Source organism: Streptacidiphilus sp. EB129 (genome assembly GCF_041262645.1).
GTDB lineage: Bacteria > Actinomycetota > Actinomycetes > Streptomycetales > Streptomycetaceae > Streptacidiphilus.
The window spans coordinates 21,179-44,255 of record NZ_JBGCCS010000008.1 but is presented as its reverse complement, the minus strand read 5'-3'; the positions used below and the strand labels follow the sequence as shown (position 1 = coordinate 44,255).

Sequence of the window (23,077 nt, the reverse complement as noted above, 5' to 3'; positions counted from 1 at the left end):
CCTCCAGCCTGGTGAGCTAGGTCACGACATATCTGGGGCAGCGGGGCAAAACGGGTCACCCGCCGCCGAACACCTGATTGAGGAGTGCGCGTTGAGCAGCAATGAGAGTCTGGCCAACCTGCTCAAGGAAGAGCGTCGGTTCACGCCGCCTGCTGAGCTCGCCGCCGCCGCCAATGTCACCGCAGCCGCCTACGCCGAGGCGAAGGAGGACCGGCTCGCGTTCTGGGCGAAGCAGGCCCGCCGGCTGAGCTGGGCCACCGAGCCCACCGAGACCCTCGACTGGTCCAACCCGCCGTTCGCCAAGTGGTTCGCCGACGGCGAGATCAACGTCGCCTACAACTGCGTCGACCGCCATGTCGAGGCCGGCCACGGGGACCGGGTCGCCATCCACTTCGAGGGCGAGCCCGGCGACAGCCGCGCCATCACCTACGCCGAGCTCAAGGACCAGGTGTCGCAGGCCGCGAACGCGCTGACCGAGCTGGGCGTCGTCAAGGGCGACCGGGTCGCCGTCTACATGCCGATGATCCCCGAGGCGGCGGTGGCCATGCTGGCCTGCGCCCGGATCGGTGCCGCGCACTCGGTGGTCTTCGGCGGCTTCTCCGCCGAGGCCGTGGCCTCCCGGGTGCAGGACGCGGACGCCAAGCTGATCATCACCGCGGACGGCGGCTACCGCCGCGGCAAGCCCACCGCACTGAAGCCCGCCATCGACGAGGCGGTGCTCTCCTGCCCGACGGTCGAGCACGTGCTCGTCGTGCGCCGCACCGGCCAGGAGACGGCCTGGACCGAGGGCCGCGACGTGTGGTGGGAGGAGATCACGGGCCGTCAGTCCACCGAGCACGCCCCGCAGCCGCACAACGCCGAGCACCCGCTGTTCATCCTCTACACCTCGGGGACCACGGGTAAGCCCAAGGGGATCCTGCACACCACCGGCGGCTACCTCACCCAGGCCGCGTACACCCACCACGCCGTCTTCGACCTCAAGCCGGAGACCGACGTCTACTGGTGCACCGCGGACATCGGCTGGGTCACCGGCCACTCCTACATCGTCTACGGGCCACTCGCCAACGGCGCCACCCAGGTCATGTACGAGGGCACCCCGGACACCCCGCACCAGGGCCGCTTCTGGGAGATCATCCAGAAGTACGGCGTCACCCTCCTCTACACCGCGCCCACCGCTATCCGCACCTTCATGAAGTGGGGCGACGACATCCCGGCCAAGTTCGACCTGTCCTCGCTGCGGATCCTGGGCAGCGTCGGTGAGCCGATCAACCCCGAGGCGTGGATCTGGTACCGCGAGCACATCGGCGCCGGGAAGACCCCGATCGTGGACACCTGGTGGCAGACCGAGACCGGCGCCATGATGATCAGCCCGCTGCCCGGCGTCACCGCCACCAAGCCCGGCTCCGCGCAGACCCCGCTGCCCGGCATCTCGGCCACCGTCGTCGACGACGAGGCGCACGAGGTGCCCAACGGCGGCGGCGGATACCTGGTGCTGACCGAGCCGTGGCCGTCGATGCTGCGCACCATCTGGGGCGACGACCAGCGCTACATCGACACCTACTGGTCGCGCTTCGAGGGCAGGTACTTCGCCGGTGACGGCGCCAAGAAGGACGACGACGGCGACCTGTGGCTGCTGGGCCGGGTCGACGACGTGATGCTGGTGTCCGGCCACAACATCTCCACCACCGAGGTCGAGTCCGCCCTGGTCTCGCACCCCAAGGTGGCCGAGGCCGCCGTGGTCGGCGCCACCGACGCCACCACCGGCCAGGCCATCGCGGCCTTCGTGATCCTGCGCGGCACCGCCCACGACAGCGACGAGCTGGTCGGCGAACTGCGCAACCACGTGGCCAAGGTGCTGGGGCCGATCGCCAAGCCGAAGATGATCAAGATCGTCAGCGAGCTGCCGAAGACCCGCTCCGGCAAGATCATGCGCCGGCTGCTCCGCGACATCGCGGAGGGCCGCGAGGTCGGTGACACCACGACCCTCGCCGACTCCTCGGTCATGGACGTGATCCAGAGCCAGCTCCCGGCCGGAGAGTAGCCACGGAGTAGTCGCGACGTGGTTGCGGATCAGGGCGCGGGGAGCCGCTGACCGGACACCTCCACGGAGGTCCGGCCGGCGGCTCCCCGCGTCCCTGTGGCGTGGAATCTGGATACCATCTGACAAAGGGTGCAAACGATCAGTCAGACGGACGTCCGGAGGAGCCCCCCCGCGTGAGTGAGAGCCCCACGCCCCGCCGCCAGTTCCTGGGACGGCTGCCGCTCCCCGAACGGGCCTTCCTCGCGGACGCGCTGCGCGCGGAGACCGTGGGCGGGATCCTGCTGCTGGCCGCGGCCGTGGTCGCACTCGTCTGGGCGAACGTCTGGCCAGCCGCCTACCAGAGCGCGATCGACCAGACCGTCGGCCCGCACGGGCCGCTGCACCTGAACCTCAGCCTCAGCACCTGGGCGAACGACGGGCTGCTCGCCGTCTTCTTCTTCGTCGCCGGGATCGAGCTCAAGCGGGAGCTTGTGGCCGGGGAACTGCGCGACCCCAGGGCCGCGGCGCTGCCGGTGGTGGCCGCGCTGTGCGGGGTGGTGCTGCCCGCCGCGGTCTACTTCGTCGTCAACAGCGGGAGCGGCGGCAGCACGCACGGCTGGGCCATCCCCACCGCCACCGACATCGCCTTCGCCCTGGGCGTGCTCGCCGTCGTGGGTTCGCACCTGCCGTCCGCGCTGCGGGCCTTCCTGCTGACCCTGGCCGTCGTCGACGACCTGATCGCGATCCTGATCATCGCGATCTTCTACAGCCACGGCATCAAACTCTGGGCCCTGGGCCTGTCCGTCCTCGGACTGGTGGTCTTCTACGCGCTGCAGCGGCTGCGGGTGCGCGGCTGGTACCTCTACCTGCCGCTGGCCCTGGTGATCTGGGCGCTGATGCACGAGAGCGGGATCCACCCCACGGTGGCCGGCGTCGCGATGGGCCTGATGCTGCGCTGCACCAGGGATCCCGGCGAGAGCCACTCCCCCGCCGAGCACATCGAGCACCAGGTACGCCCCTTCTCGGCCGGCTTCTGCGTGCCCGTGTTCGCGCTGTTCGCGGCCGGGGTGTCGATCAGCCCGGAGGCGATCCGGCAGGTGTTCACCGAGGCCGCGCCGCTCGGGGTGGTGCTGGGGCTGCTGGTCGGCAAGACCGTCGGCGTCTTCGGCGGGGCCTTGGTCGCGGCACGGTTCACCCGGGCCGAGCTCAACCCCGAACTGGCGTGGGGCGACCTGTTCGGGGTCGCGGTGCTGGCCGGGATCGGCTTCACCGTCTCGCTGCTGATCTCGGACCTGGCCTTCGCCGGCGATCCCGCGCTGGTCGACCGGGCCAAGGCCGCGGTGCTGATCGGCTCGATGGTCTGCGCGGTGCTGGCCGCGGTGCTGCTGCGGCTGCGCAACCGCAGGTACCGGCAGCTCTGCGACGAGGAGGACGCCGAGAGCGCGCAGGCCGCGGGTGTCGGTGCCTGAGCGGTGAACGGGGCGCCGAGTGGTGCGGTCGCGGCGCCACGAGGCATGATCTGAGACAGTGACATGACGACACGACAGAACGCCGTGACCGGACCCACCGGAGGAGACGCCCCGATGTCAGCTGCGCACAGGTTCGAGCCCGCTGGAGCCGACCGCACGGTGGGTCAGCTCTTCGCCGCTGCCACCGCCGACCTGTCCGCGCTGGTGCACGACGAGATCGCGCTCGCCAAGCAGGAGATCAAGAAGGATGTGAAGCGGGGTTTCACCGGCAGCGTGGCCGGGGTGATCGCCGGGGTGATCGGGCTCGCCGCCATCCCCATGTTCAGCTTCGCGGCGGCCTACGGCATCCACGCCACCGGGCTCGGCCTGGCCTGGTCGTTCCTGATCGTCGCCGGCGCGTTCGTGCTGATCGCCGCGCTGGCCGCGCTGCTGGCCGTCCGCGCGTTCAAGAAGGTGTCACCGCCCGACCGGACCATCGCCTCGACCAAGGCCACCGTGGACGTGCTGAAGGGCGCGAAGCCGCACCCCGCCGTGCCCACCGAGGACCACAGGGCGCTGACCCGCTGACACCCGGCCTGCGAGGGCGCGGCCTGCGAGGAGCCGGACGCGCCGGGGCCGACCCGCGAACGGTCGGGGCCGGGCCGGGTGAGACTGTGACAGGCTCTCCTCATGTCGTCTGACCACACCCCCGGTGGGTCCCACCCCTCCACCGACTCCTCCTACACCTTCGATCCCCGGATCGAAGGACCGTGGACCCACCGCGACGTCGCCGCCAACGGCGGCCGCTTCCACATCGCCGAGGCCGGCGACGGCCCGCTGGTGCTGCTGGTGCACGGCTGGCCGCAGTTCTGGTGGACCTGGCGGCACCAGCTCACCGCGCTCGCCGAGGCGGGCTTCCGGGCCGTCGCGGTGGACCTGCGCGGTGTCGGCGGCAGCGACCGGACGCCCCGCGGCTACGACCCTGCCAACATGGCGCTGGACCTGACCGGTGTGATCCGCTCGCTGGGCGCCTCCGACGCGGCCCTGGTCGGGCACGACTGGGGCGGCTTCCTGGCCTGGACGGCGGCGGTGATGCGCCCCACGCTGGTGCGCCGGCTGGCCGTGGTGTCCAGCGCCCACCCGCGCCGGCTGCGCCGCGCGCTGCTGAGCGACCGCCGGCAGATCGGCGCGGCGGAGCACCTGCTCGGCTTCCAGCGGCCCTGGGTGCCGGAGCGTCAGCTCGTCGCCGACGACGCCAGGATCATCGCGGACTTCCTCATCGACTGGACCGCGCCCGGACACCGTCCGGACGAGAAGACCCTGCTGACCTACCGCCAGGCGATGCTGCTGTCCAACACCCGGCACTGCTCCATCGAGCCGTACCGGTGGCTGATGCGCTCCATGGGCCGCCCCGACGGCCTGCAGTACTCGCGCCGGATGCGGCGGGCCGTGAAGGTGCCCACGCTGCACCTGCACGGCGCCGCCGACCCGGTGCTGCTGGCTCGTACGGCGGCCGGCTCCGGCGAGTACGTGGAGGCCCCGTACCGGTGGCGGCTGCTGGACGGCATCGGGCACTTCCCGCAGGAGGAGGACCCGGACGGCTTCTCCCGCGAGCTCGTCGACTGGCTGCGGGATCCCGAACCCGACCGCTGAGGGCGTCAACCGTACTGCCACACCTACGGACTGACACCGTTGGACCGGATGGTTGGGCCGACACCAATGGTCTGAACAACCAGGATCTTGCCTGGGCCAAACGGAGGGTCGGCGAGGGATTACCGTGCCGTGCGGGCGGGCAGTGCTCTAGCTATGAGCTGGATGCACGACCGCGCCCACGCGCCACGATCCCGTCGCCGCTCGCCTCAGCAGACAGCGGCCGCGATCCCGCTCGGCGGCCCCACCGGGGCCGCCCCCGAAGGCTCCGCGGGCAGCGCGACGCTGCTCTCGCATGCCGGGATCCCGCACATCCTGACCCGCCGCGCGCGCTGGATGACCTCGCGGCTGCGCCAGCGCTGACGTCCTCCCCGAGCGGGTGTCCACCCCGTCGGGGCGTACACCCGCTCGGCGACCTGCGCGGGAGATGCCGGCCGGGCAAGGTTCCGGCAAAGTACCGCCCGCTCTACGGGCGTCGTGCGCACAACTCCCCGACATGCTCAATGCCCGGCGTTCACCTTCCCCATGTCCGGCCTTCGTGTCGCCGTGTCTGCCAGTCCGTCTGGAGACCGGACCGTCTCTCTCGGCCAGTGGCGTCGGGCGGGGACAAGGGAGCGCGGCATGGGGCAGACGAGATTCCTCATCGTCACAAGACCGGCCCGGGGCGGGACGGATGGCGCGGGCGCCCCCCGTACGGTGTGGCGCCTGCTCGGGGCCAACAACCGTGAACTGGGGCGCTGCCTCACCGACTTCCCCGACCAGGAGTCCTGCCGCCAGGCGGTGACCTTCCTCTGCGAGAACATCGAGCGGGCGAACCCGCTGATCATGCGTGCCCAGCCGGCCACCCTGTGGGTCTGGCGGCTGGAGGTGGACGAGGTCCCGCTGGCCCTCTCCGCGCGGGCCTACCGGCGCCAGCGTGAGTGCCTCTACAACCTGGCACTGTTCCGCGCCGCCGTGCTGAACACCGACACCACGAAGGTGCTGCCGCACCTGGTCCGCACGACGCTGCGGAACCGGGTCGAGCTGGCCGCCCAGTGAGCACTCCCACCGGCGCGCCGGACGCGCCCCACGAGACCGACCCGGAGACGACTACCCCGGAGACGACTCTGGAGACCATGGCGCAGACCGCCGCCGCGACGTCGGCCGGGACCGCGCCCGGTGCGGCTGCCCTGCCCGAACCGCCGGCCGTCCCCGGGCCGGTCCAGGACACGCCCCCGCCCGCCGACCGGGCCCGCAGGCTCCGGGCCAACCCCGGCCTGGCGGACCGTCTGTTCCTGCTGGGCGCCCGGGGCAGCGGGGCGACGGTGCTGGCGCTGATGCTCGCGGTCGGCAGCTTCCTGGCCTACCAGGGGATCAACGCGATGCGGGTCGGCGGCTTCGCCTTCCTGACCACCCCCACCTGGGAGCCCGACTCCGGTCGGGGCCACTTCGGCATCGAGGCGGTGCTCACCGGCACCGTGCTGATCGGCGTGGTCGCGGTCAGCCTCGCGCTGCCGATGGCGCTGGGGATGGCGCTCTACATCTCCGAGTACGCGCCGCAGCGGGCCAGGCAGACCCTGATCAGCCTGGTCGACCTGATGGCCGCGGTGCCCAGCGTGGTGTACGGGCTGTGGGGGTTCTTCTTCCTGGAGCAGTACATGACCGGGCTGGCCCGGTGGATCTCCACCTACTTCGGCTGGATCCCGCTGTTCAAGGTCGACGGGGTGTCGTCGAGCGACCCGCTGGCACCGGTCGCCACCTACACCTCGTCCACCTTCATCGCCGGGACCGTGGTCGCGTTCATGATCACGCCGATCATGTGCTCGGTGATGCGGGAGGTCTTCGGCCAGGCCCCGGCCGGCGAGCGGGAGGGCGCGTACGCGCTCGGCTCGACCCGCTGGGGCGTGATCCGCAGCGTGGTGCTCCCGTACGGGCGCGGCGGCATCATCGGCGGGACCATGCTCGGCCTGGGCCGGGCGCTCGGCGAGACGATCACCGTTTACATGATCATCTCCATGGTGTTCGCGGTCCAGCCGCACCTGCTGCAGAGCGGCGCCAGCACCGTGTCCGCGCTGATCGCCCTGCACTACGGGGACAGCTCGCCCTTCGGTCTCTCCGCCCTGATGGCCGCCGGACTCGCGCTCTTCCTGCTGACCCTGGCCGTGAACTTCCTCGCCTCGACCGTCGTCGCCCGCAGCCGCTCCGGAGCCAGCACATGAGCACCTCCACGCCCGTCGGGGCGTCCGCCGAACCGGCCCCGGCCGCACCCGCGACGCCGCCCGGCCCGGCACCGGCGGCCGGGGCCGCCCAGGCCACGCCCGTTCCCGCCGCGCGCACGGTGCTGCCCTCCCGCACCCAGGCCGCACCCGCGGGTCCGCCGCAGAGCCGGCGGCGGATCGAGGCCAACCGGGCCAGCGACCGCTACGCCGTGACCGGCGCGGCGGCCGGCTCGCTGGGGCTGACCAGCCTGCTGTTCTTCTACTTCACCCCGCTGAGCGGCGCGCTCGGCTTCGTGGTCACCTGGTGGGTGCTCAACCTGGTGTTCTACGGCGTGCTGGTGGCTCAGGACGAGAACAAGCTCGCGGTCCGCGACCGGCTGGCCTCCTCCGTGATCCACAGCCTGGCCGCACTGGTGCTCGCCGCGCTGATCATCGTGATCGGCTACACCCTGTTCAGGGGCTGGAGCGCACTGCCGCACGGCAACTTCTACACCCAGGACATGGGCCATGCCAGCGCGCTCACCCCGCTGACCGTCGGCGGAGTGCTGCACGCCCTGGTCGGCACCCTGGAGCAGATCTCCGCCGCGCTGGTCATCACCGTGCCGCTCGGGGTGAGCTGCGCGGTGTTCCTGACCGAGGTGCCGGGCGCCTTCGCACGCTTCGTCCGCACCATCGTCGAGGCGATGACCGCGCTGCCCTCGATCGTCGCCGGACTGTTCGTCTACGCCGTCATCCTGGTGCTCGGCGAGCAGCAGAGCGGCATCGCGGCCGCGTGCGCCCTCTCGGTGATGATGCTGCCGATCACCATCAGGGCCGCGGACGTGGTGCTGCGGCTGGTCCCGGCCTCGCTCAAGGAGGCCTCCTACGCGCTCGGTTCGAGCCGGCTGCGGACCATCTGGACGGTGGTCCTGCCCACCGCGAAGTCCGGGCTGGCGACCGCGGTGATCCTCGGCACCGCCCGGGGCATCGGCGAGACCTCACCGGTGCTGCTCACGGCCGGATACAACAAGGCGATGAACGCGGACCTGTTCCACGGCCCGCAGACCTCCCTGCCGCTGCTGGTGTTCACGCTGGTCAGGCTGCCCTCGCAGTGGCAGATCTCGCGCGGCTTCGGCGCGGCGGCGGTGCTGGTGGCGGTGGTGGTGCTGCTGTTCGCCGTCGCCCGGGTGCTCGGCGGCAAGGCGCCGGGCCAGCTGAGCCGCCGTCAGCAGCGGCGCAGAGCACGGGAGTCCCTGACGATCGCGATGCGCATCCTGCAGCGCTGGGCGGCCGAGAACCCGCCGCCGCCCGGCTCCGCACCGCCGGGATTCCCGCCGCCCGGGTTCCCGCCCCAACCGGGCTCGACACCGCCGGGCTTCGCGCCGCCGGGCTCGGTACCACCGGGCGGTATGCCGCCAGGCTCCCCGCCCCCCGGGTTCCCCCCGCCCGGGCCCCCGCCGCAGGGGGCCCTGCCGCCCGGGCCCCCGGCCCCCTGGTTCCCACCGCCGCCCGGGTTCCCGCCGCCCGGATCCCCGTCGCAGGCAGCCGTGCCGCCCGTGCCGCCCGTACCGCCGCCACCGGGGTCGCCGCCACCGGACGACCCGCCCGCTCCCGCTCCCCGCTCCGACCAGAAGGACACCACGGTGCGCCGCCGCAGCCTCACCTCCCTCCTCCACCGCGGGGTCGCCCCCGCCGCGGCGCTGCTCATGGTGTCCGCCGGCGTGCTGTTCGGCGGCACGCCCCGGGCCGCCGCCGCCGACTACGTGCCCATCTCCGGCGCGGGCTCCACCTGGAGCAGCAACGCCATGGACGCCTGGACCAGTGACGTGCTGGCCAACGGGATGAAGGTCAACTTCGCGGCCACCGGCTCCTCCGACGGCCGGCAGAAGTTCAAGAACCGGGCGGTGGACTTCGCGGTCTCCGAGATCCCCTACAACATCACCGACCAGGGCGTCACCGAGGCCCCGCCGTCGGACCCCTTCGCCTACATGCCGATCGTGGCCGGCGGCACCTCGTTCATGTACAACCTCAAGATCAACGGCCATATGGTGACCAACCTGCGGCTCTCCGGGCCCACCATCGTGGGGATCTTCACCGACACCATCACCCGCTGGAGCGACCCGGCGATCGCCGCCGACAACCCGGGGCTCACCCTCCCCAACGAGAAGATCGTGCCGGTGGTCCGCTCCGACGGCTCCGGCACCACGGCGCAGCTGACCACCTGGATGAGCGAGCGCTACCAGGCGCCCTGGGACGCCTACTGCGTGAAGGCCGGGCGGACGGCGCCGTGCGGGATCACCTCCTTCTACCCGACCGTTCCGAGCAGCGGCTTCATCTCGCTCAGCGGCTCCACCGGGGTCTCCGGCTTCGTGTCGCAGAACAACAACGAGGGCTCGATCACCTACGTCGAGTACTCCTACGCCCGGATCACCGGCTACCCGGTGGCCAAGATGCTCAACAAGGGCGGCTACTACGTCGAGCCGACCGCCGACAACGTGGCGGTCGCGCTGACCCAGGCCTCCATCGACCCGCACAACCTGACCCAGCAGCTCGGCAACGTCTACGACGACACCGACAAGCGGGCCTACCCGCTGTCGAGTTACAGCTACATGATCGTCCCGGTCGACTCGATCCCGGCGGCCTCGCACTTCACCACGGACAAGGGCCGGACGCTCGGCGCCTTCGCCTACTACTTCCTCTGCAAGGGCCAGTCGGAGGCGCCCGACCTGGGCTACTCGCCGCTGCCGGAGAACCTGGTGAAGTCGGCGCTGGCGGTGGTCGCCCGGATTCCGGGGGTCCAGCAGCAGAACATCCAGCTCTCCGGCTGCCAGAACCCGACGTTCTCCCCCGACGGCACCAACCTGCTGGCCAAGAACGCCCCCTACCCGCCGGCCTGTGACGCGAAGGGCGCTCCGGCGATCTGCACCACCGGCACCGGCGGCGCCTCGAAGACCCCGACCCAGGTGAACGGCTCGACCGCCAACGGCACCCCGATCGGGATCGGTACCGGCACGACGGGCGCGACCGGTTCCCCCGGCACCGGCACCGGCACCACCGCGGGAACCGGCTCCGGTACCGGTTCGGGTGCGGGCGGGGCCGGCGGCGGTGACCCGGGTCTGACCGGGGGCGGGGGCAGCAGCACCGGCGGCTCCAACGGGACCCCGGTGAACGCGGACCCGGTCGCGATCTCGGCCACCGCCGGCAGCGGTCTGCAGGACACGCTGATGGCGCTGGCCTGCCTGCTGCTGGCCTCGGTCGTGTTCGTTCCGCCGATCGTCGCCCGCCGCGCCGCCCGCCGGAAGGAGCTCAGCTGATGTTCCGCAGAACCCCGCCCCCCGCTACACCGGAAGGCTCCACGCCAGAGCCCTCCACGCCGGTACTACCGCTCCGGACGGGCCGCAGCCGGGCCACGTCCCGGGCGCTGCGCACCGCGCTGGCCGCGGGCGTGCTGCTCGCCGCGACCGCCGGGGTGCTGCTCTCCGGCGACCACCAGGCCCCGCTGAGCGCCTCGGCCACCGGGCCGAGCGCCACCCCGTCCATCGCGGTGGACCCGCTCACCGGCCCGGTCGGGATCGACCCCACCGGCCCGGCCGGCAGCGGCGGTTCGGGGACCGCCGGTTCGGCGTCCGGCCCGTCGGGCAGCGGGAGCGGCTCCGGCATCAGGACGCCTGCGGCGATGGCCGCCCTGCCCGGCCACCCGATGCTGGTCTCCGACGCCGCCGCGGGCTCCGCGGTCACCGTCCACGGCGGGCCCGCCTTCCCCAACCTGACCGTGACGGTCGCCCAGACCACCAACCTGGTCGACCAGGTGGTCCCGGTGACCTGGACCGGCGGCACGCCGACCACCCCGAACCCCAGCACCTTCGGCCAGAACTTCATGGAGCTGATGGAGTGCTGGGGCGACGCCCCGACCGGACCCGACCGGACCCAGTGCCAGTACGGCGCGTCCGTCGGCGACTCGCGCGGCGGCGCCTACATCGGCAGCCGGCAGCTCAACTACGGCTCGCTGGTGGACACCAAGGACCCCGCCCCGGCGACCAAGCCCGGCGTCAACGTCTACGTCCCGTTCGACAGCGTGCGCGGGACCGTCGACACCGGTTCCAGCAGCAAGTCCTTCGACGCCAGCTCCACCAACGAGGTCCCCTTCGCGCCGACCAGGGCCGACGGGACCGGGCAGGTCTTCTTCGAGACCGAGACCGCCGAGGAGGCCCAGGGCCTGGGCTGCGGCGCCGTCCCCGACTCGGTCAAGGGCGTGCCGAAGGAGGGGCGCCAGTGCTGGCTGGTGATCGTGCCGCGCGGCAACAAGGAGGTGGACGGCACCGTCCCCACCGCCAACTCCGGGATGCTGCAGTCCTCCCCGCTGTCCGCGAGCAACTGGGCGAGCCGCCTGGTGGTGCCGCTGCACTACAGCCCGCAGGGCGTGAACTGCCCGATCGGTGACACCGACCTGCACACCTACGGCACCGAGATGGCCGAGGAGGCCATGCTCCGCTGGTCTCCGGTGATGTGCCGGCAGACCACCACCAACTTCAGGTACACGAAGATCGACGACAACCTGGCCCGCGAGAAGATGAACACCGGCACCGACCCCGGCCTGGTCTTCGTCTCGGACCCGCAGCCGCCGAGCGCCGTGGCCCCCGGGCGCACCCCCGTCTACGCGCCGCTGGCGCTGTCCGGGGTGACCATCGGCTTCGACATCGAGAGCCAGTCCAACTCCCTGACGCCGCCGGACAAGCGCAGCAGGGATGGGCAGCGGATCACCACGCTGAACCTGACCCCGCGCCTGGTGGCCAAACTGCTGACCCAGACCTACCGCTACGCGGTCGACTACCGGGACTACAACGATCCCAACGACCCCACGAACCCGAACAACCCGAGCGTCCAGAAGGTCGACGACCACATCGCCGACAACCCGCTCGACCTCACCTCGGACCCGGACTTCCTGGCGCTGAACCCGGACTTCGCCGGCCTGTCCTTCCCCTCCCGGATCCCGGACATGATCGTCCCGCTCGGCCAGTCGGACGCGGCCCGGCACCTGTGGGCCTGGGTCGAGGCCGACCCGGACGCCCGTGCCTTCCTCAACGGGCAGAAGGACGCGGCGCAGGTCAACGCGTACTACACCACCCCGGGCGTGATGACCCTGCCCCGCGACGACTTCCCGAAGAGCGACCCGTACTGCAAGTTCCTCCCCACCGACCTGCACGGCAACGTGCCGCAGCTGTGCACCCTGGACGCCCATCCCTACGCCAACGACATGCACGACGCGGCCCGCTCCGCCTCCCGGGGCGACACCCTGGCGCGCACGGTGTGGGACCCGACCGCGACCCCGCCGCAGCTGACCAAGGGCGCGGCCCAGGCGCAGGGGCTGCGCGGCATCCTCACCGTGACCGACACCGCCACGGCCGCCCGCTACGGGCTGAACACCGCGAGCCTGTACAACGGCTCGGGCCGGTTCGTGGCCCCGACCACCGCCTCGCTGCTGGCCGGCGAGGCCGCCATGACCACGTTCCCCGGCACCACCGTGCGGACCCTGCAGCCGACCGCCAAGGGCGACGGCGTCTACCCGCTGACGATGCTGACCTACGCCGCCACCGCCCCGGCGCAGCTGCCGCGCATCGAGGCCACCTCGTACGCGTCGATGATCGGCTACGCGATGGGCGCCGGCCAGGTGGTCGGCTACGACAACGGGATGCTCAGCCCCGGCTACGTCCCGCTGCCGCAGAACCTGCGCACCGAGGCGCTGAGTGCGGCGAAGGCCATGGTCAGCGGCTCGTACCTGCCCTCGGCCACGCCCAGGCCGGGACACACCGGCGGCAGCGGCAGCACGACCACCCACAGCGGCGGAACGGCCGGCGGCACGGGCACCAGCTCCGGCTCGGGCGCCGGCTCCGGCTCCGGCTCCGGACCGGGCAGCGGCTCGGGCGCCGGAGCGGCGGCCTCGCCCGCCCACCAGGTGGTCACGGTCAACCCCGAGTCCCCCGCCCCGGTGGACGTCGCGCGGACCGCGGCGACGCCGGTCGGAGTGGCGCACTGGCTGCTGGCCGTGCTGCTCGGGGCCGGTGCGCTGGCCGCGCTGCTGGGGACGGTGCTGCCACCGCTGCTGCGGCGCCGTCCCCCCGCCTGACCCGGCCTCACCGCCCGGTCACCACAGACCTCTCCTTACCCCGTCCGGAACCCTCCGGCCGTGATCAGCTCCACAGTCGAAAGGGACACACCACCCTATGAACACCAAGCTCAAGGTCCTCGCGGGCGTTGCCGGTGTCGGACTGCTCGCGTTCGGTGCGGGCACGGCCTCCGCCGACCCGATCGGGAACCCGGCCGGGAACACCCGCCCGCTGATCGGCGTGGGTTCGGACACCACCCAGGGCGTCATGAACGCGATGTCGAACGCGGTCCTGGTGAACGGCCAGAAGGTCATCTCCTCCTGGGACGCGGTCGGCTCGACCACCATCGCCACCACCACCTCCCCCGCCTGTGCCGCCGTGGCCCGTCCGAACGGCTCCGGTGCCGGCCGCACCGCGCTGCTCAACTCGCTGGGCGCGGCCAACGGCTGCGTCACCTTCTCCCGCTCCTCCAGCCTGAACCTGGCCGCGGCCACCCCCGGCCTGACCTACGTCCCGTTCGCGGTCGACGCCGTGACCTTCGCGGTCACCCCGAACAGCGTCGTTCCGCGCACGCTGTCCATCGCCGACCTGCACGCCATCTACACCTGTGACCCGGGCTACGTGGGCACCGCGCCCAACTACACCATCCACCCGCTGCTCCCCCAGGCCGGCTCGGGCACCCGCGCCTTCTGGGAGACCACGGTCGGCATCACCGAGGCCGACGTGGTGGCCAGCAAGTACCCCTGCATCAGCGACACCAAGAACGGCAAGCCGATCGAGGAGCACGACGGCCGGGTGCTGGACGACACCTCCATCGCGCCGTTCTCCATCGCCCAGTACATCGCCCAGGGTGCCGGCACCCTGGCCGACCTGCGCGGCACCGCGGTGCTCGGCAGCATCGGCGGCACCCCGTCGCTGCTGCTCAACACCAGCTCCGCGGCCACCCGCGAGGTCTACAACGTGATCCCCAGCACCACCGTGGCCACCAGCCCGTACAGCGACGTCTTCGTCGGCCCGAACTCCGGCATCTGCCAGCAGCAGGCGCTGATCAAGACCTACGGCTTCGGCATCGACGCCAACTGCGGCGACACCTCGAAGACCACGGGCTGACCCTCCGGTCCACCCGCCAGGGCCGACCCACGCCCTGACAGCTCGTCACGCGGTCCGACCTGCTCTTCCCACTCCTGTCACAGAAGGCGAGTCCCACTCGTGTCAAAGAACCGCCTGCCGAAGCGCCTCGCGCTCGGCACCGCAACGCTGCTGGCCTCAGGTTTCGTGATGATCACCGGCGTCACCGCCGCGCACGCCGACGCCCCCGGCACCCTGACCGCCACCCCGGCGACCGGTCTCGACAACGACTCGATGAGCATGACCACCTCCGGCCCCTGCACCGGCGGAACCAACCTCATCATGAGCGTCACGGGCGCGGGCTTCCCCGCCACCGGCGCGAACGTGGTCGGCAACTCCCCGACCTCGATCTACTCGCAGAACGCCGCCGGCGGCTACATCGTGCCGCTGACCAACACCATGCGGGTGTTCGCCCAGCAGAACGGCATCACCGCGCTCGCCGGTCAGTACACCTTCACGCTGACCTGCAAGGCCGCGATCGGCGCCACCACCTTCAACACCTTCGTCGGCACCATCACGTTCACCGACCCGACGCACTACACCTCCGGTGTCACCCAGACCAGCACCACCCTGGCGATCACCCCGGCCACCGCCGCCCTGGGCGACGCCGTCACCCTCACCGCCACGGTCTCCCCGACCGCGGCCGGCACCGTCCAGTTCATGGACGGCACCACCCCGGTGGGCAGCCCGGTCGCCGTGGCCAACGGCGTCGCCGCCCTGACCACCTCCACCCTGGCCCAGGGCCCGCACCAGCTCAGCGCGGCGTTCACCTCCACCGACCCGACGTTCGGCAGCTCGGCCTCGACGGTCACCAGCTACACCGTCAGCCCGCCCAACGCGGTGAAGACCACCACCTCGCTCGCCGTCTCCCCGAGCGGTTCGGCCCCGGCCGGCACCGCCGTCACGCTGAGCTCGACGGTCACCCCGGCCGCCGCGGCCGGCACGGTGACCTTCACCAACGCCACCACCGGCACCGTCGTCGGCACCCAGCCCGTGTCCGGCGGCAGCGCCTCGCTGACGCTGAACAATCTGGCCCAGGGCGACTACTCGTTCACCGCCGCGTTCACCCCGACCGACTCCACCGCCTTCGCGGCCTCGTCGTCGACCGCGGTGCCCTTCACCGTCACCGCCGCGGGTGGCGGCGGTGGCGGTTCGGTGACCGGCACCGAGACCATCCACACCACGGTCGCCCCCGGTGCCCTGGCGCTCAGCGTGGCCGGTTCCAACGTGAACCTGCCCGCGCTGACCCTGAACACCACCAGCACCCTGTTCGCGGCGGCCGGTCCGATCCAGACCGTCACCGTCACCGACACCCGCGCCGGCGCCCCCGGCTGGGCGCTCAGCGGCCAGGTCGCCGACTTCACCTCCGGCACCAACGCCATCAGCGCCCAGAACCTCGGTTGGGCGCCGAACCTGGTGAACAAGGGCGACGGCCTCAAGGTCGCCCTCGGCGGCACGGTGGCCCCGGCCAACGCCGTGTCCCCGACCGACACCGGTGTGCTGGGCCTCAAGTCCTCCCGCACCCTGGCCACCGCCACCGGCCTGGGCACCGCCCAGATCGGCGCCGACCTCTCCCTGGTCGCGCCGACCAGCACGGTCGCCGGCTCCTACACCGGTGTGCTGACGCTGACCGTCATGTAACGATCCGTCACCGCCGGGGACCGGGGCCCGCCTCCGGTCCCCGGCACCCCGGCCACCGGTAGCCGGTGATCGGTGTCCATGCCCGCCGCGCGGCAGCCGGCCGCGCGGCAGGAACCGGACCCCGCAGGTGTTCCACCCGACTGCTCCGCTGCCCCGAAGGACGAGCCCGCGATGAGACGCACCGTTCCGATCCGGCCCCTCAGGGGCCTTGCCGCGCTCGGCGCGGCGCTGCTGCTCGGCCTCGGCGCGGCCTCCGGCGCCACGGCGGCAGTGGCACCGGCCCTTTCCCCGGCCCTCGCGCCGGCTGCCGCTCCGGCCTTCGCCTCAGCCCTCGCCCTGTCCGGGGCCCCCGCCCTCGCACCGGCCGGGACGCAGCAGCAGACCTTCGGCATCCAGCCCGCCACCGCGAGCGGACCGGACAGCCGCAACGCCTACTCCTACTCCGCCACCACCGGCGCGCAGGTCAAGGACTACGTCGCGGTCTGGAACTACGGCGACCAGCCTCTGAAGCTCAGCGTGTACGCGGCCGACGCCTTCAACACCGACACCAGCGGCTACGACGTCCTGCCCGCGGACAAGCCGTCCGTCGACGTCGGCGCCTGGGTGCACCTGGCCACTGAGACCGTCACCCTGCCGGGCCGCTCCCGGCAGATCGTCCCCTTCACCCTGGCCGTGCCGGCCACAGCCGGTCCCGGCGACCACTCCGGCGGCATCGTCCTGGCGCTGCGCCGCCAGACCCTCGACGCCAAGGGCAACGCCGTCGCCGTCGACCAGCGGGTCGGCGCCCGCATCCACGTCCGGGTCGCGGGGGCGCTGCGGCCCGAGCTCACCGTCGAGTCCGTGCACACCGCCTACCACGGCACCCTGAACCCCTTCGGCAGCGGCAGCACCACCACCAGCTACACCGTCCGCAACACCGGCAACATCCGGCTCGCCGGGCGGCAGGCGGTCCGGGTCCGCAACGTCTTCGGCAGCGTCGCCACCGCGGACGGGCCTGCGGCGCTGACCGAGCTGCTGCCCGGGAACACCGCGACCTACTCGGTGTCGGTGTCCGGTGTCTTCCCCACGCTGTGGTCCACCGCCTCGGTCACCATCGACCCGCAGGCGGTGCCCGGGGACGTCGACCCCGCGCTGCCCAGCGCCACCAGCAGCGTGAAGTACGCGACCATCCCGTGGACGCTGCTGGCGATCGTGCTGCCGCTGCTCGCGCTGGCCGCACTGGTCTGGGTCCAGCGCCGGCGCAACCGCCGTCCCGGCGCGGGCAGGCCGGGAGGCCCCGGCGGCTTCCCCCCGCCGCACACCCCTGCGGGCCCGACCGCCCCGGCCGCCTGGCCGAGCGACACGGCCGCCCCGGCCCCGACCGGCACCCAGGTCCCGGTACCCGTCCCGGCCCCCCGCACACCCGAACCCGCCTCGGCGACCGTCAGCGCGGCAGCAGTCCCCGTACCCGTCCCGACCGTGGGCAGCGCAGCGGCAGTACCCGTGCCCGTACCCGTACCGGCCGTAGGCGGCGCGGCTGCGGGAGAGGGGTCCGCGGACGGTGCGGCAGAGGCGGCGGCGGGCGACGGTGGGTCGAAGGGCGCCCCCGGCGGGGCCGCGGCTGCGACGGCCGTGCTGCTGCTGGCCGGACTGGTGGCGTTCGGCGGACTGACCGCCACCGCTCCGCGCGCCTACGCGGATCCGTCGGCGCCGGGCGGAGCGTCCGCCGCGCCCGCGACCGGGCCGGGGACGCTCGCGTTCGACTACGTCAACGGGCATGTGGACGACCCGATCGACGTGCTCACCTCCGGACCCTGCCCGCACGCCAGCGACTTCATGTCCGCCGACATCAAGGGCGCGGGCTTCCCCGCCGCCGGGGCCTCCGTGGTGGGGCTGTCGCCCGCGTCGATCTTCCCGCTCGCCGCCAACGGCGGCTACGTGGTGCCGCTGAGCAACAGCCTGCTGGCGATCGCTCACCAGAACGGCGTCAGCAGCCTGCGCGGCGGCTACGAGGTGGACGTGTTCTGCAAGGGCCGGTTCCTGCCCGCCCACTTCAAGGACTTCAGCGACACCCTCACGGTGGCCGCCGACGGCTCCTGGAAGGCCGGCGGCACCGCCGCCACCGTGCTGATCCACGGCAACGCCGCCACCCCCGCACCGCAGCGCCCGGCGCCCTCGCCGGCGCTGCCCACGGCGGCCCCGGCCGCCTCGGCGCAGGGCGGCGGGGGCATGCCCTCCGACTCGGTGGCGGCACTGGTCGCCGGCGGCGGGCTCCTGCTGCTCCTGGGCGGTTCGTACCTGCGCCGCCAGCGCGAGAAGGTCAAGGCGGTGCGGGGCAAGACCCCGGGCGCGACAAAGGCCCCCGCAGACAGCGCCACCACCGCGAAGGCCGGCACGGAGAAAGTCACTACGGCGAACGTCACTACGGCGAAGGTCACCGCGCCCGCCGCCAGCGCGAAGGCGGCCAAGGGATGACGCTCACCGCACCGCCGCCGCCGAACCCGTGGGCGGTCCCGCCGCCGCCCCCCGTCGCGCCACGGATCCCGTCGCCTCCCCCGCCACCGCCGCCGTCGCGCACGGGGATCGGCAGGCCGGACCTGGCCAGTGTGTACGGAACCGCGCTCTGCATCCTCGCCGCGATGCTCTTCGGCCTGCTGATGGACATCGGCCCGATCGGGGACCTGCTGCACGCCCGCGACCGGGAGACCGGCTACAAGGAACTGCGGCTCGAACTCGCCAAGGGCACCGTCCCGGTCGGGCAGACCGACTCCAACGGCGCCCTGCTGACCCTCGGTCAGCCCGTCGCGCTGCTCACCATCCCGGAGCTGGGCCTGCGCGAGGTGGTCCGTGAGGGCACCACCTCGGGCGTGCTGGAGTCCGGTCCTGGGCACCTGCGGAACAGTCCGATGCCCGGCCAGGCCGGCACCGCCGTGCTGATGGGCCGCCAGGCCGGTTTCGGCGGCCCCTTCGCGCACATCCGCCAGCTGCAGCCGTCGGAGACCTTCACCGTGGTCACCGGCCAGGGCACGCAGACCTTCCGGGTCCTGGACGTCCGCCGGGCCGGCGACCCGTTGCCGCCGCCCCCGGCGTCCGGGGCCGGGCGGCTGGAGCTGGTCACCGGCGTCGGCAACGCGTTCATGCCCACCGGCACCCTGCTGGTGGACGCCGACCTGACCAGCACGGTGCGGCCGGCCCCGGGCCGTCCGCTGGGCGACACCGTCAACCCGGCCGAGGCCGCGATGGGCACCGACCCGTCCGCCTGGGTGCCGTTGGTGCTGTGGGGCGAGGCGTTGCTGCTCGCCTCGGTGCTGCTGACCCTGTCCCGGGTCCGCTGGGGCCGCTGGCAGACCTGGATCGTGGGAATCCCGGTGCTGCTGGCGCTGGGACTGACGGTCTGCGACCAGGTCGTCCGCCTGCTGCCCAACCTGATCTGAACCGAACCGAAGTGCCGAAGTACTGGTGAGAGGTAGTCACATGTCCGTCATCGACAGCAGCGCAGCCACCGTCGCGATCCCGGTCCAGCGAACGGTCGGGGCGAGCCTCCCGGGCAGTCTGGAGGCCCGCGAGGTGTCGGCCTGGTTCGGCGACCACAAGGTGCTGGAGCGGGTCTCCCTCGGCATGCCGTCCGGTCAGGTCACCTCGCTGATCGGCCCCTCCGGCTGCGGCAAGTCCACCTTCCTGCGGATCCTCAACCGGATGCACGAACTGATCCCGGGCGCGTCGCTGGGCGGCGAGGTGCTGCTGGACGGCGCGGACGTCTACGCCCCGGACCGCAGGCTGACCGACGCCCGGCGGCGGATCGGGATGGTGTTCCAGAAGCCCAACCCCTTCCCGGCGATGTCCATCTACGACAACGTCACCGCGGGCCTCAAGCTCACCGGCATCCGCGCCTCCCGTACCGAGAAGGACCGGCTGGTCGAGGAGTGCCTGACCAAGGCCGGGCTGTGGATCGAGGTCAGGGACCGGCTGAAGCAGCCCGGCGGAGCGCTCTCCGGCGGCCAGCAGCAGCGTCTCTGCATCGCGCGCTCGCTCGCGGTCCGGCCCCAAGTGCTGCTCATGGACGAGCCGTGCTCCGCACTGGACCCCACCTCGACCCGGCGGATCGAGGAGACCATCCGGGAGCTGGTCGCGGACGTCACCATCGTCATCGTGACCCACAACATGCAGCAGGCGGCCCGGGTCTCGGACCAGTGCGCGTTCTTCCTCGCCGCACAGGGCGTCCCCGGCGGCATCGTCGAGTACGGGCCCACCGAGGCGATGTTCGGCGCACCCCAGGACCCGCGCACCGCCGACTACGTCAACGGCCGCTTCGGCTGAGCACAGGGGTTGATCAGGCGCGGCGGTGGAACCGGCGCGGCGTCAGAACGGGGTGGTGGGCGAGAGCGCGGTGAACCAGAGCAGGGCGACGGTGGCCACGCCCATGATCGGGACGAGTATCTCCGTCTCCAGCTTGTTGCCGCTGCTCTTGATCACGACGATCTCGTAGCGGTTCTTCAGCGGCCACAGCCACGGCGCGCCCTGCTTGGTGATGGAGTCCCCGAGCAGGTGCGCCAGGCAACCCAGGCCCACCGCGTAGGGGAGCCAACCGGGGGCGGAGGGAATGAACTTGGCGATCACGCCGGTGCCCAGCAGGGCCATGGCCACGATCGTGCCCCAGGCGGAGAATCCGTGGCCGGGCGGGCAGAGGTTCAGCGCCCGCACCGCCAGCGCCAGCAGGAAGAAGGTCACGCCGAGGGTGAACGGGCGGCCCAGGTGGCTGACCCCGGCCCAGGTCCCCAGCGTCATCAGCGCGATGAAGAGGACCGAGTGGGTCGCGTGCCGGTGGCCGCCGGAGATCCACGCCACAAAGCGGCACAGCAGCTTGGAGACCGGACCCAGGAAGTTGGCGATGGTGCCGTCGTGGTGGTCCAGGTCCGGCAGCAGCGCCGCGCCGGCGCACAGGACCGTGCCCATCAGCAGTTCCGCCGGGCTGAGGTGATGGTGCATCACCAGCGGTGGCAGGTACGGAGCGGTGGCCGCGAAGAGCAGCGCCCCACTCACCGCGTGCGAATGACCCATCATGGTGTGTCGTCCTCCCCCTCGTACGGCCCGGCGCCCTCGACCTCACGGCACCTTGATCCGTTCGGGTGAGCGCCACAGACGCTACCACTGGCTCCACCCTCCGCACCGCGTCGGCGCTCTGGCGCTCTTCCGGCCTCGCCCCGGACGGATTCGCGGGAAAATTTCTCGCGCGGTTGTCCGGCAGCTGTCCGGAAGGAGGCCTGCTGATCGTCACCATGGTGACCAGTCAGAGCGGCGGCCGTCGGAACGTGGCCGTCAGAAGCAGGGGAGAACGCAGCCATGAAGTACATGATGTTCGTCTGCAGCGACACCGAGCCGGACACCGACCCCGCCCCCACGACCGACATCGACGTGTGGGTGGACGAGCACGACGGTTCGGGCCGGCGCCTGCAGGGCATGGCGCTGGCACCGACGTCGACGGCGACCACGGTGCGCGTGCGCAACGGCCGGACGCTGGTCTCCGACGGGCCGTTCGCCGAGACGAAAGAGGTGATCCTGGGCTTCGACCTGCTGCAGTGCGCGGATCTCGACGAGGCGATCGAGGTGGCCCGCACGCATCCGATGGCCCGCCACGGACGCATCGAGATCCGCCCGTTGGCAGACTTCGAGCAGTGACCCACCCCACTGACGCCGGGGCCGGTCCGGAGGGGACCGACCGGGCACGGGTCGCGGCGGCGCAGGTCGCCGCGGCCACGGCCGCCGACACGTACCCGCGCATCGTGGCGGCCCTGATCCGGGTCACCGGGGACTGGACCCTGGCCGAGGACTGCGCACAGGAGGCCCTGGCCCAGGCGCTGGCCCGCTGGCCCGGCGACGGGGTGCCGGCGAACCCGGGCGGCTGGCTGATGACGGTGGCCCGCAACCGCGCCTTCGACGTGCTGCGGCGGGCCACCGTGGAGCGGCGCAAGCTCCGGGACCTGGCGGTGCTCGCCCTGACCGCCGCCACCGAGCAGCCGCCGGCCGAGGAACTCGTGGACGACCGGCTGCGGCTGGTCTTCACCTGTTGCCACCCGGCGCTGCCGCTGGAGGCCCGGGTCGCGCTGACGCTGCGGACCATCTGCGCGGTGCCGACCGCCGAGATCGCCCGGGCGTTCCTGGTCACGGAGTCCACCATGACCCGGCGGCTGACCCGGGCCAAGACGAAGATCACCGACGCCGGCATCCCCTACCGGGTGCCGAGCGGCGTCGCGCTGACCGAGCGTCTGCCCGGGGTCCTGGCCGTGCTCTACGTGCTGTTCACCCACGGCTACAACGCCGACGGGGAACCCGCCTTCGCCGAGGAGGCGATCCGGTTGGCGCGTCTGCTGGCCCGGCTGATGCCCGGCGAGGCGGAGGTGACGGCGCTGCTCGCGCTCTTCCTGCTGCAGCACTCCCGGCGCGACGCCCGCCGGGACGCCGAGGGCGAGCTGCTGACCCTGGACCGGCAGGACCGCACCCGCTGGGACCACGCCGCGATCGCCGAAGCCACGGCCCTGCTGTTCGACCTGACGCAGGTCGGCCCGTACGCGCTCCAGGCGAGGATCGCCGCCTGTCATGCCACCGCGACGTCCACCGAGGACACCGACTGGCACCGCATCGCCGACTGCTACGACCAGTTGGTCCGGCTGCAGCCCAGCCCGGTGATCGAGCTGAACCGCGCCGTCGCGCACGGGTACGCGCACGGGCCGACGACCGGGCTGGTGCTGCTCGCCCGGGCCCGGGCCGGCGGCGCCCTCGACGACTACCCGCTGGCCCTCGCCGCGGAGGCCGACCTCACCGCCCGGGACGGCGACCCCGGCCGCGCGGCCGTCCTGTTCCGGGAGGCCGCCGCCGGTACGCACAGCGAGTCCGAGCGGCGCGCGCTGCTCGCCCGCGCCGACGAGTTGTAGC

17 protein-coding genes are annotated in these 23,077 nt (G+C 72.5%); 16 read left to right on the top strand and 1 reads right to left on the bottom strand.

Translation table 11 applies throughout. From position 1 onward, the window contains the following. Positions 1-91 precede the first annotated feature (91 nt). The 14 genes from acs (at position 92) to ABH925_RS12360 (ending at position 20,464) form a co-directional block, all read left to right on the top strand. Positions 92-2,041 (top strand): acetate--CoA ligase, encoded by a 1,950-nt coding sequence (gene acs, locus ABH925_RS12425; protein ID WP_370147490.1) that lies wholly within the window; start codon positions 92-94, stop codon positions 2,039-2,041. A gap of 173 nt (positions 2,042-2,214) precedes the next feature. Continuing rightward, positions 2,215-3,489: a Na+/H+ antiporter NhaA gene (nhaA, locus tag ABH925_RS12420; RefSeq protein WP_370147489.1), complete on the top strand. Its 1,275-nt coding sequence runs from the start codon at positions 2,215-2,217 to the stop codon at positions 3,487-3,489. 114 nt (positions 3,490-3,603) lie between these two features. Further along, the gene (locus ABH925_RS12415; protein ID WP_370147488.1) at positions 3,604-4,056 is read left to right on the top strand and encodes a phage holin family protein; all 453 of its coding nucleotides are present in this window, start codon (positions 3,604-3,606) and stop codon (positions 4,054-4,056) included. 102 nt (positions 4,057-4,158) lie between these two features. Then, positions 4,159-5,121: an alpha/beta fold hydrolase gene (locus ABH925_RS12410; RefSeq protein WP_370147487.1), complete on the top strand. Its 963-nt coding sequence runs from the start codon at positions 4,159-4,161 to the stop codon at positions 5,119-5,121. Between the two features lie 153 nt (positions 5,122-5,274). After that, complete coding sequence (locus tag ABH925_RS12405) at positions 5,275-5,481, top strand: hypothetical protein (protein ID WP_370147486.1); 207 nt, start codon at positions 5,275-5,277, stop codon at positions 5,479-5,481. A gap of 258 nt (positions 5,482-5,739) precedes the next feature. Further along, positions 5,740-6,156 (top strand): hypothetical protein, encoded by a 417-nt coding sequence (locus tag ABH925_RS12400; RefSeq protein WP_370147485.1) that lies wholly within the window; start codon positions 5,740-5,742, stop codon positions 6,154-6,156. Next, entirely contained in the window at positions 6,153-7,316 is a 1,164-nt protein-coding gene (gene pstC, locus ABH925_RS12395; RefSeq protein WP_370147484.1) for a phosphate ABC transporter permease subunit PstC, read from the top strand. Before ABH925_RS12400 ends, pstC begins: the two co-directional genes overlap by 4 nt. Next, positions 7,313-10,609, top strand: coding sequence for a phosphate ABC transporter permease PstA (pstA, locus tag ABH925_RS12390; protein WP_370147483.1), 3,297 nt, complete (start codon positions 7,313-7,315; stop codon positions 10,607-10,609). Before pstC ends, pstA begins: the two co-directional genes overlap by 4 nt. Continuing rightward, complete coding sequence (locus tag ABH925_RS12385; protein ID WP_370147482.1) at positions 10,609-13,419, top strand: hypothetical protein; 2,811 nt, start codon at positions 10,609-10,611, stop codon at positions 13,417-13,419. The genes pstA and ABH925_RS12385 overlap by 1 nt, the downstream gene beginning before the upstream one ends. A 97-nt stretch (positions 13,420-13,516) precedes the next feature. After that, positions 13,517-14,509: a substrate-binding domain-containing protein gene (locus ABH925_RS12380; protein WP_370147481.1), complete on the top strand. Its 993-nt coding sequence runs from the start codon at positions 13,517-13,519 to the stop codon at positions 14,507-14,509. Positions 14,510-14,608: 99 nt separating this feature from the next. After that, complete coding sequence (locus tag ABH925_RS12375; protein WP_370147480.1) at positions 14,609-16,168, top strand: Ig-like domain repeat protein; 1,560 nt, start codon at positions 14,609-14,611, stop codon at positions 16,166-16,168. Between the two features lie 171 nt (positions 16,169-16,339). Continuing rightward, positions 16,340-18,622 carry a hypothetical protein gene (locus ABH925_RS12370; RefSeq protein ID WP_370147479.1) on the top strand — a complete coding sequence of 761 codons (2,283 nt, stop codon included), beginning with the start codon at positions 16,340-16,342 and terminating at the stop codon, positions 18,620-18,622. A 131-nt stretch (positions 18,623-18,753) separates the two neighbouring features. Then, the gene (locus tag ABH925_RS12365) at positions 18,754-19,581 is read left to right on the top strand and encodes a sortase domain-bontaining protein (RefSeq protein WP_370147478.1); all 828 of its coding nucleotides are present in this window, start codon (positions 18,754-18,756) and stop codon (positions 19,579-19,581) included. Between the two features lie 40 nt (positions 19,582-19,621). Next, complete coding sequence (locus ABH925_RS12360) at positions 19,622-20,464, top strand: phosphate ABC transporter ATP-binding protein (protein WP_370147477.1); 843 nt, start codon at positions 19,622-19,624, stop codon at positions 20,462-20,464. Positions 20,465-20,506: 42 nt separating this feature from the next. Here ABH925_RS12360 and ABH925_RS12355 read toward each other — a convergent pair whose 3' ends face one another. Beyond that, positions 20,507-21,208, bottom strand: a complete 702-nt coding sequence (locus ABH925_RS12355; protein ID WP_370147476.1) for a metal-dependent hydrolase — start codon at positions 21,206-21,208, stop codon at positions 20,507-20,509. A gap of 279 nt (positions 21,209-21,487) precedes the next feature. On the opposite strand from ABH925_RS12355, the gene ABH925_RS12350 reads away from it, so the two are divergent. Then, on the top strand, positions 21,488-21,823 hold the full coding sequence (locus ABH925_RS12350; RefSeq protein WP_370147475.1) for a YciI family protein: 336 nt from the start codon (positions 21,488-21,490) through the stop codon (positions 21,821-21,823). After that, positions 21,820-23,076: an RNA polymerase sigma factor gene (locus ABH925_RS12345; protein WP_370147474.1), complete on the top strand. Its 1,257-nt coding sequence runs from the start codon at positions 21,820-21,822 to the stop codon at positions 23,074-23,076. The genes ABH925_RS12350 and ABH925_RS12345 overlap by 4 nt, the downstream gene beginning before the upstream one ends. Position 23,077: the final 1 nt, after the last annotated feature.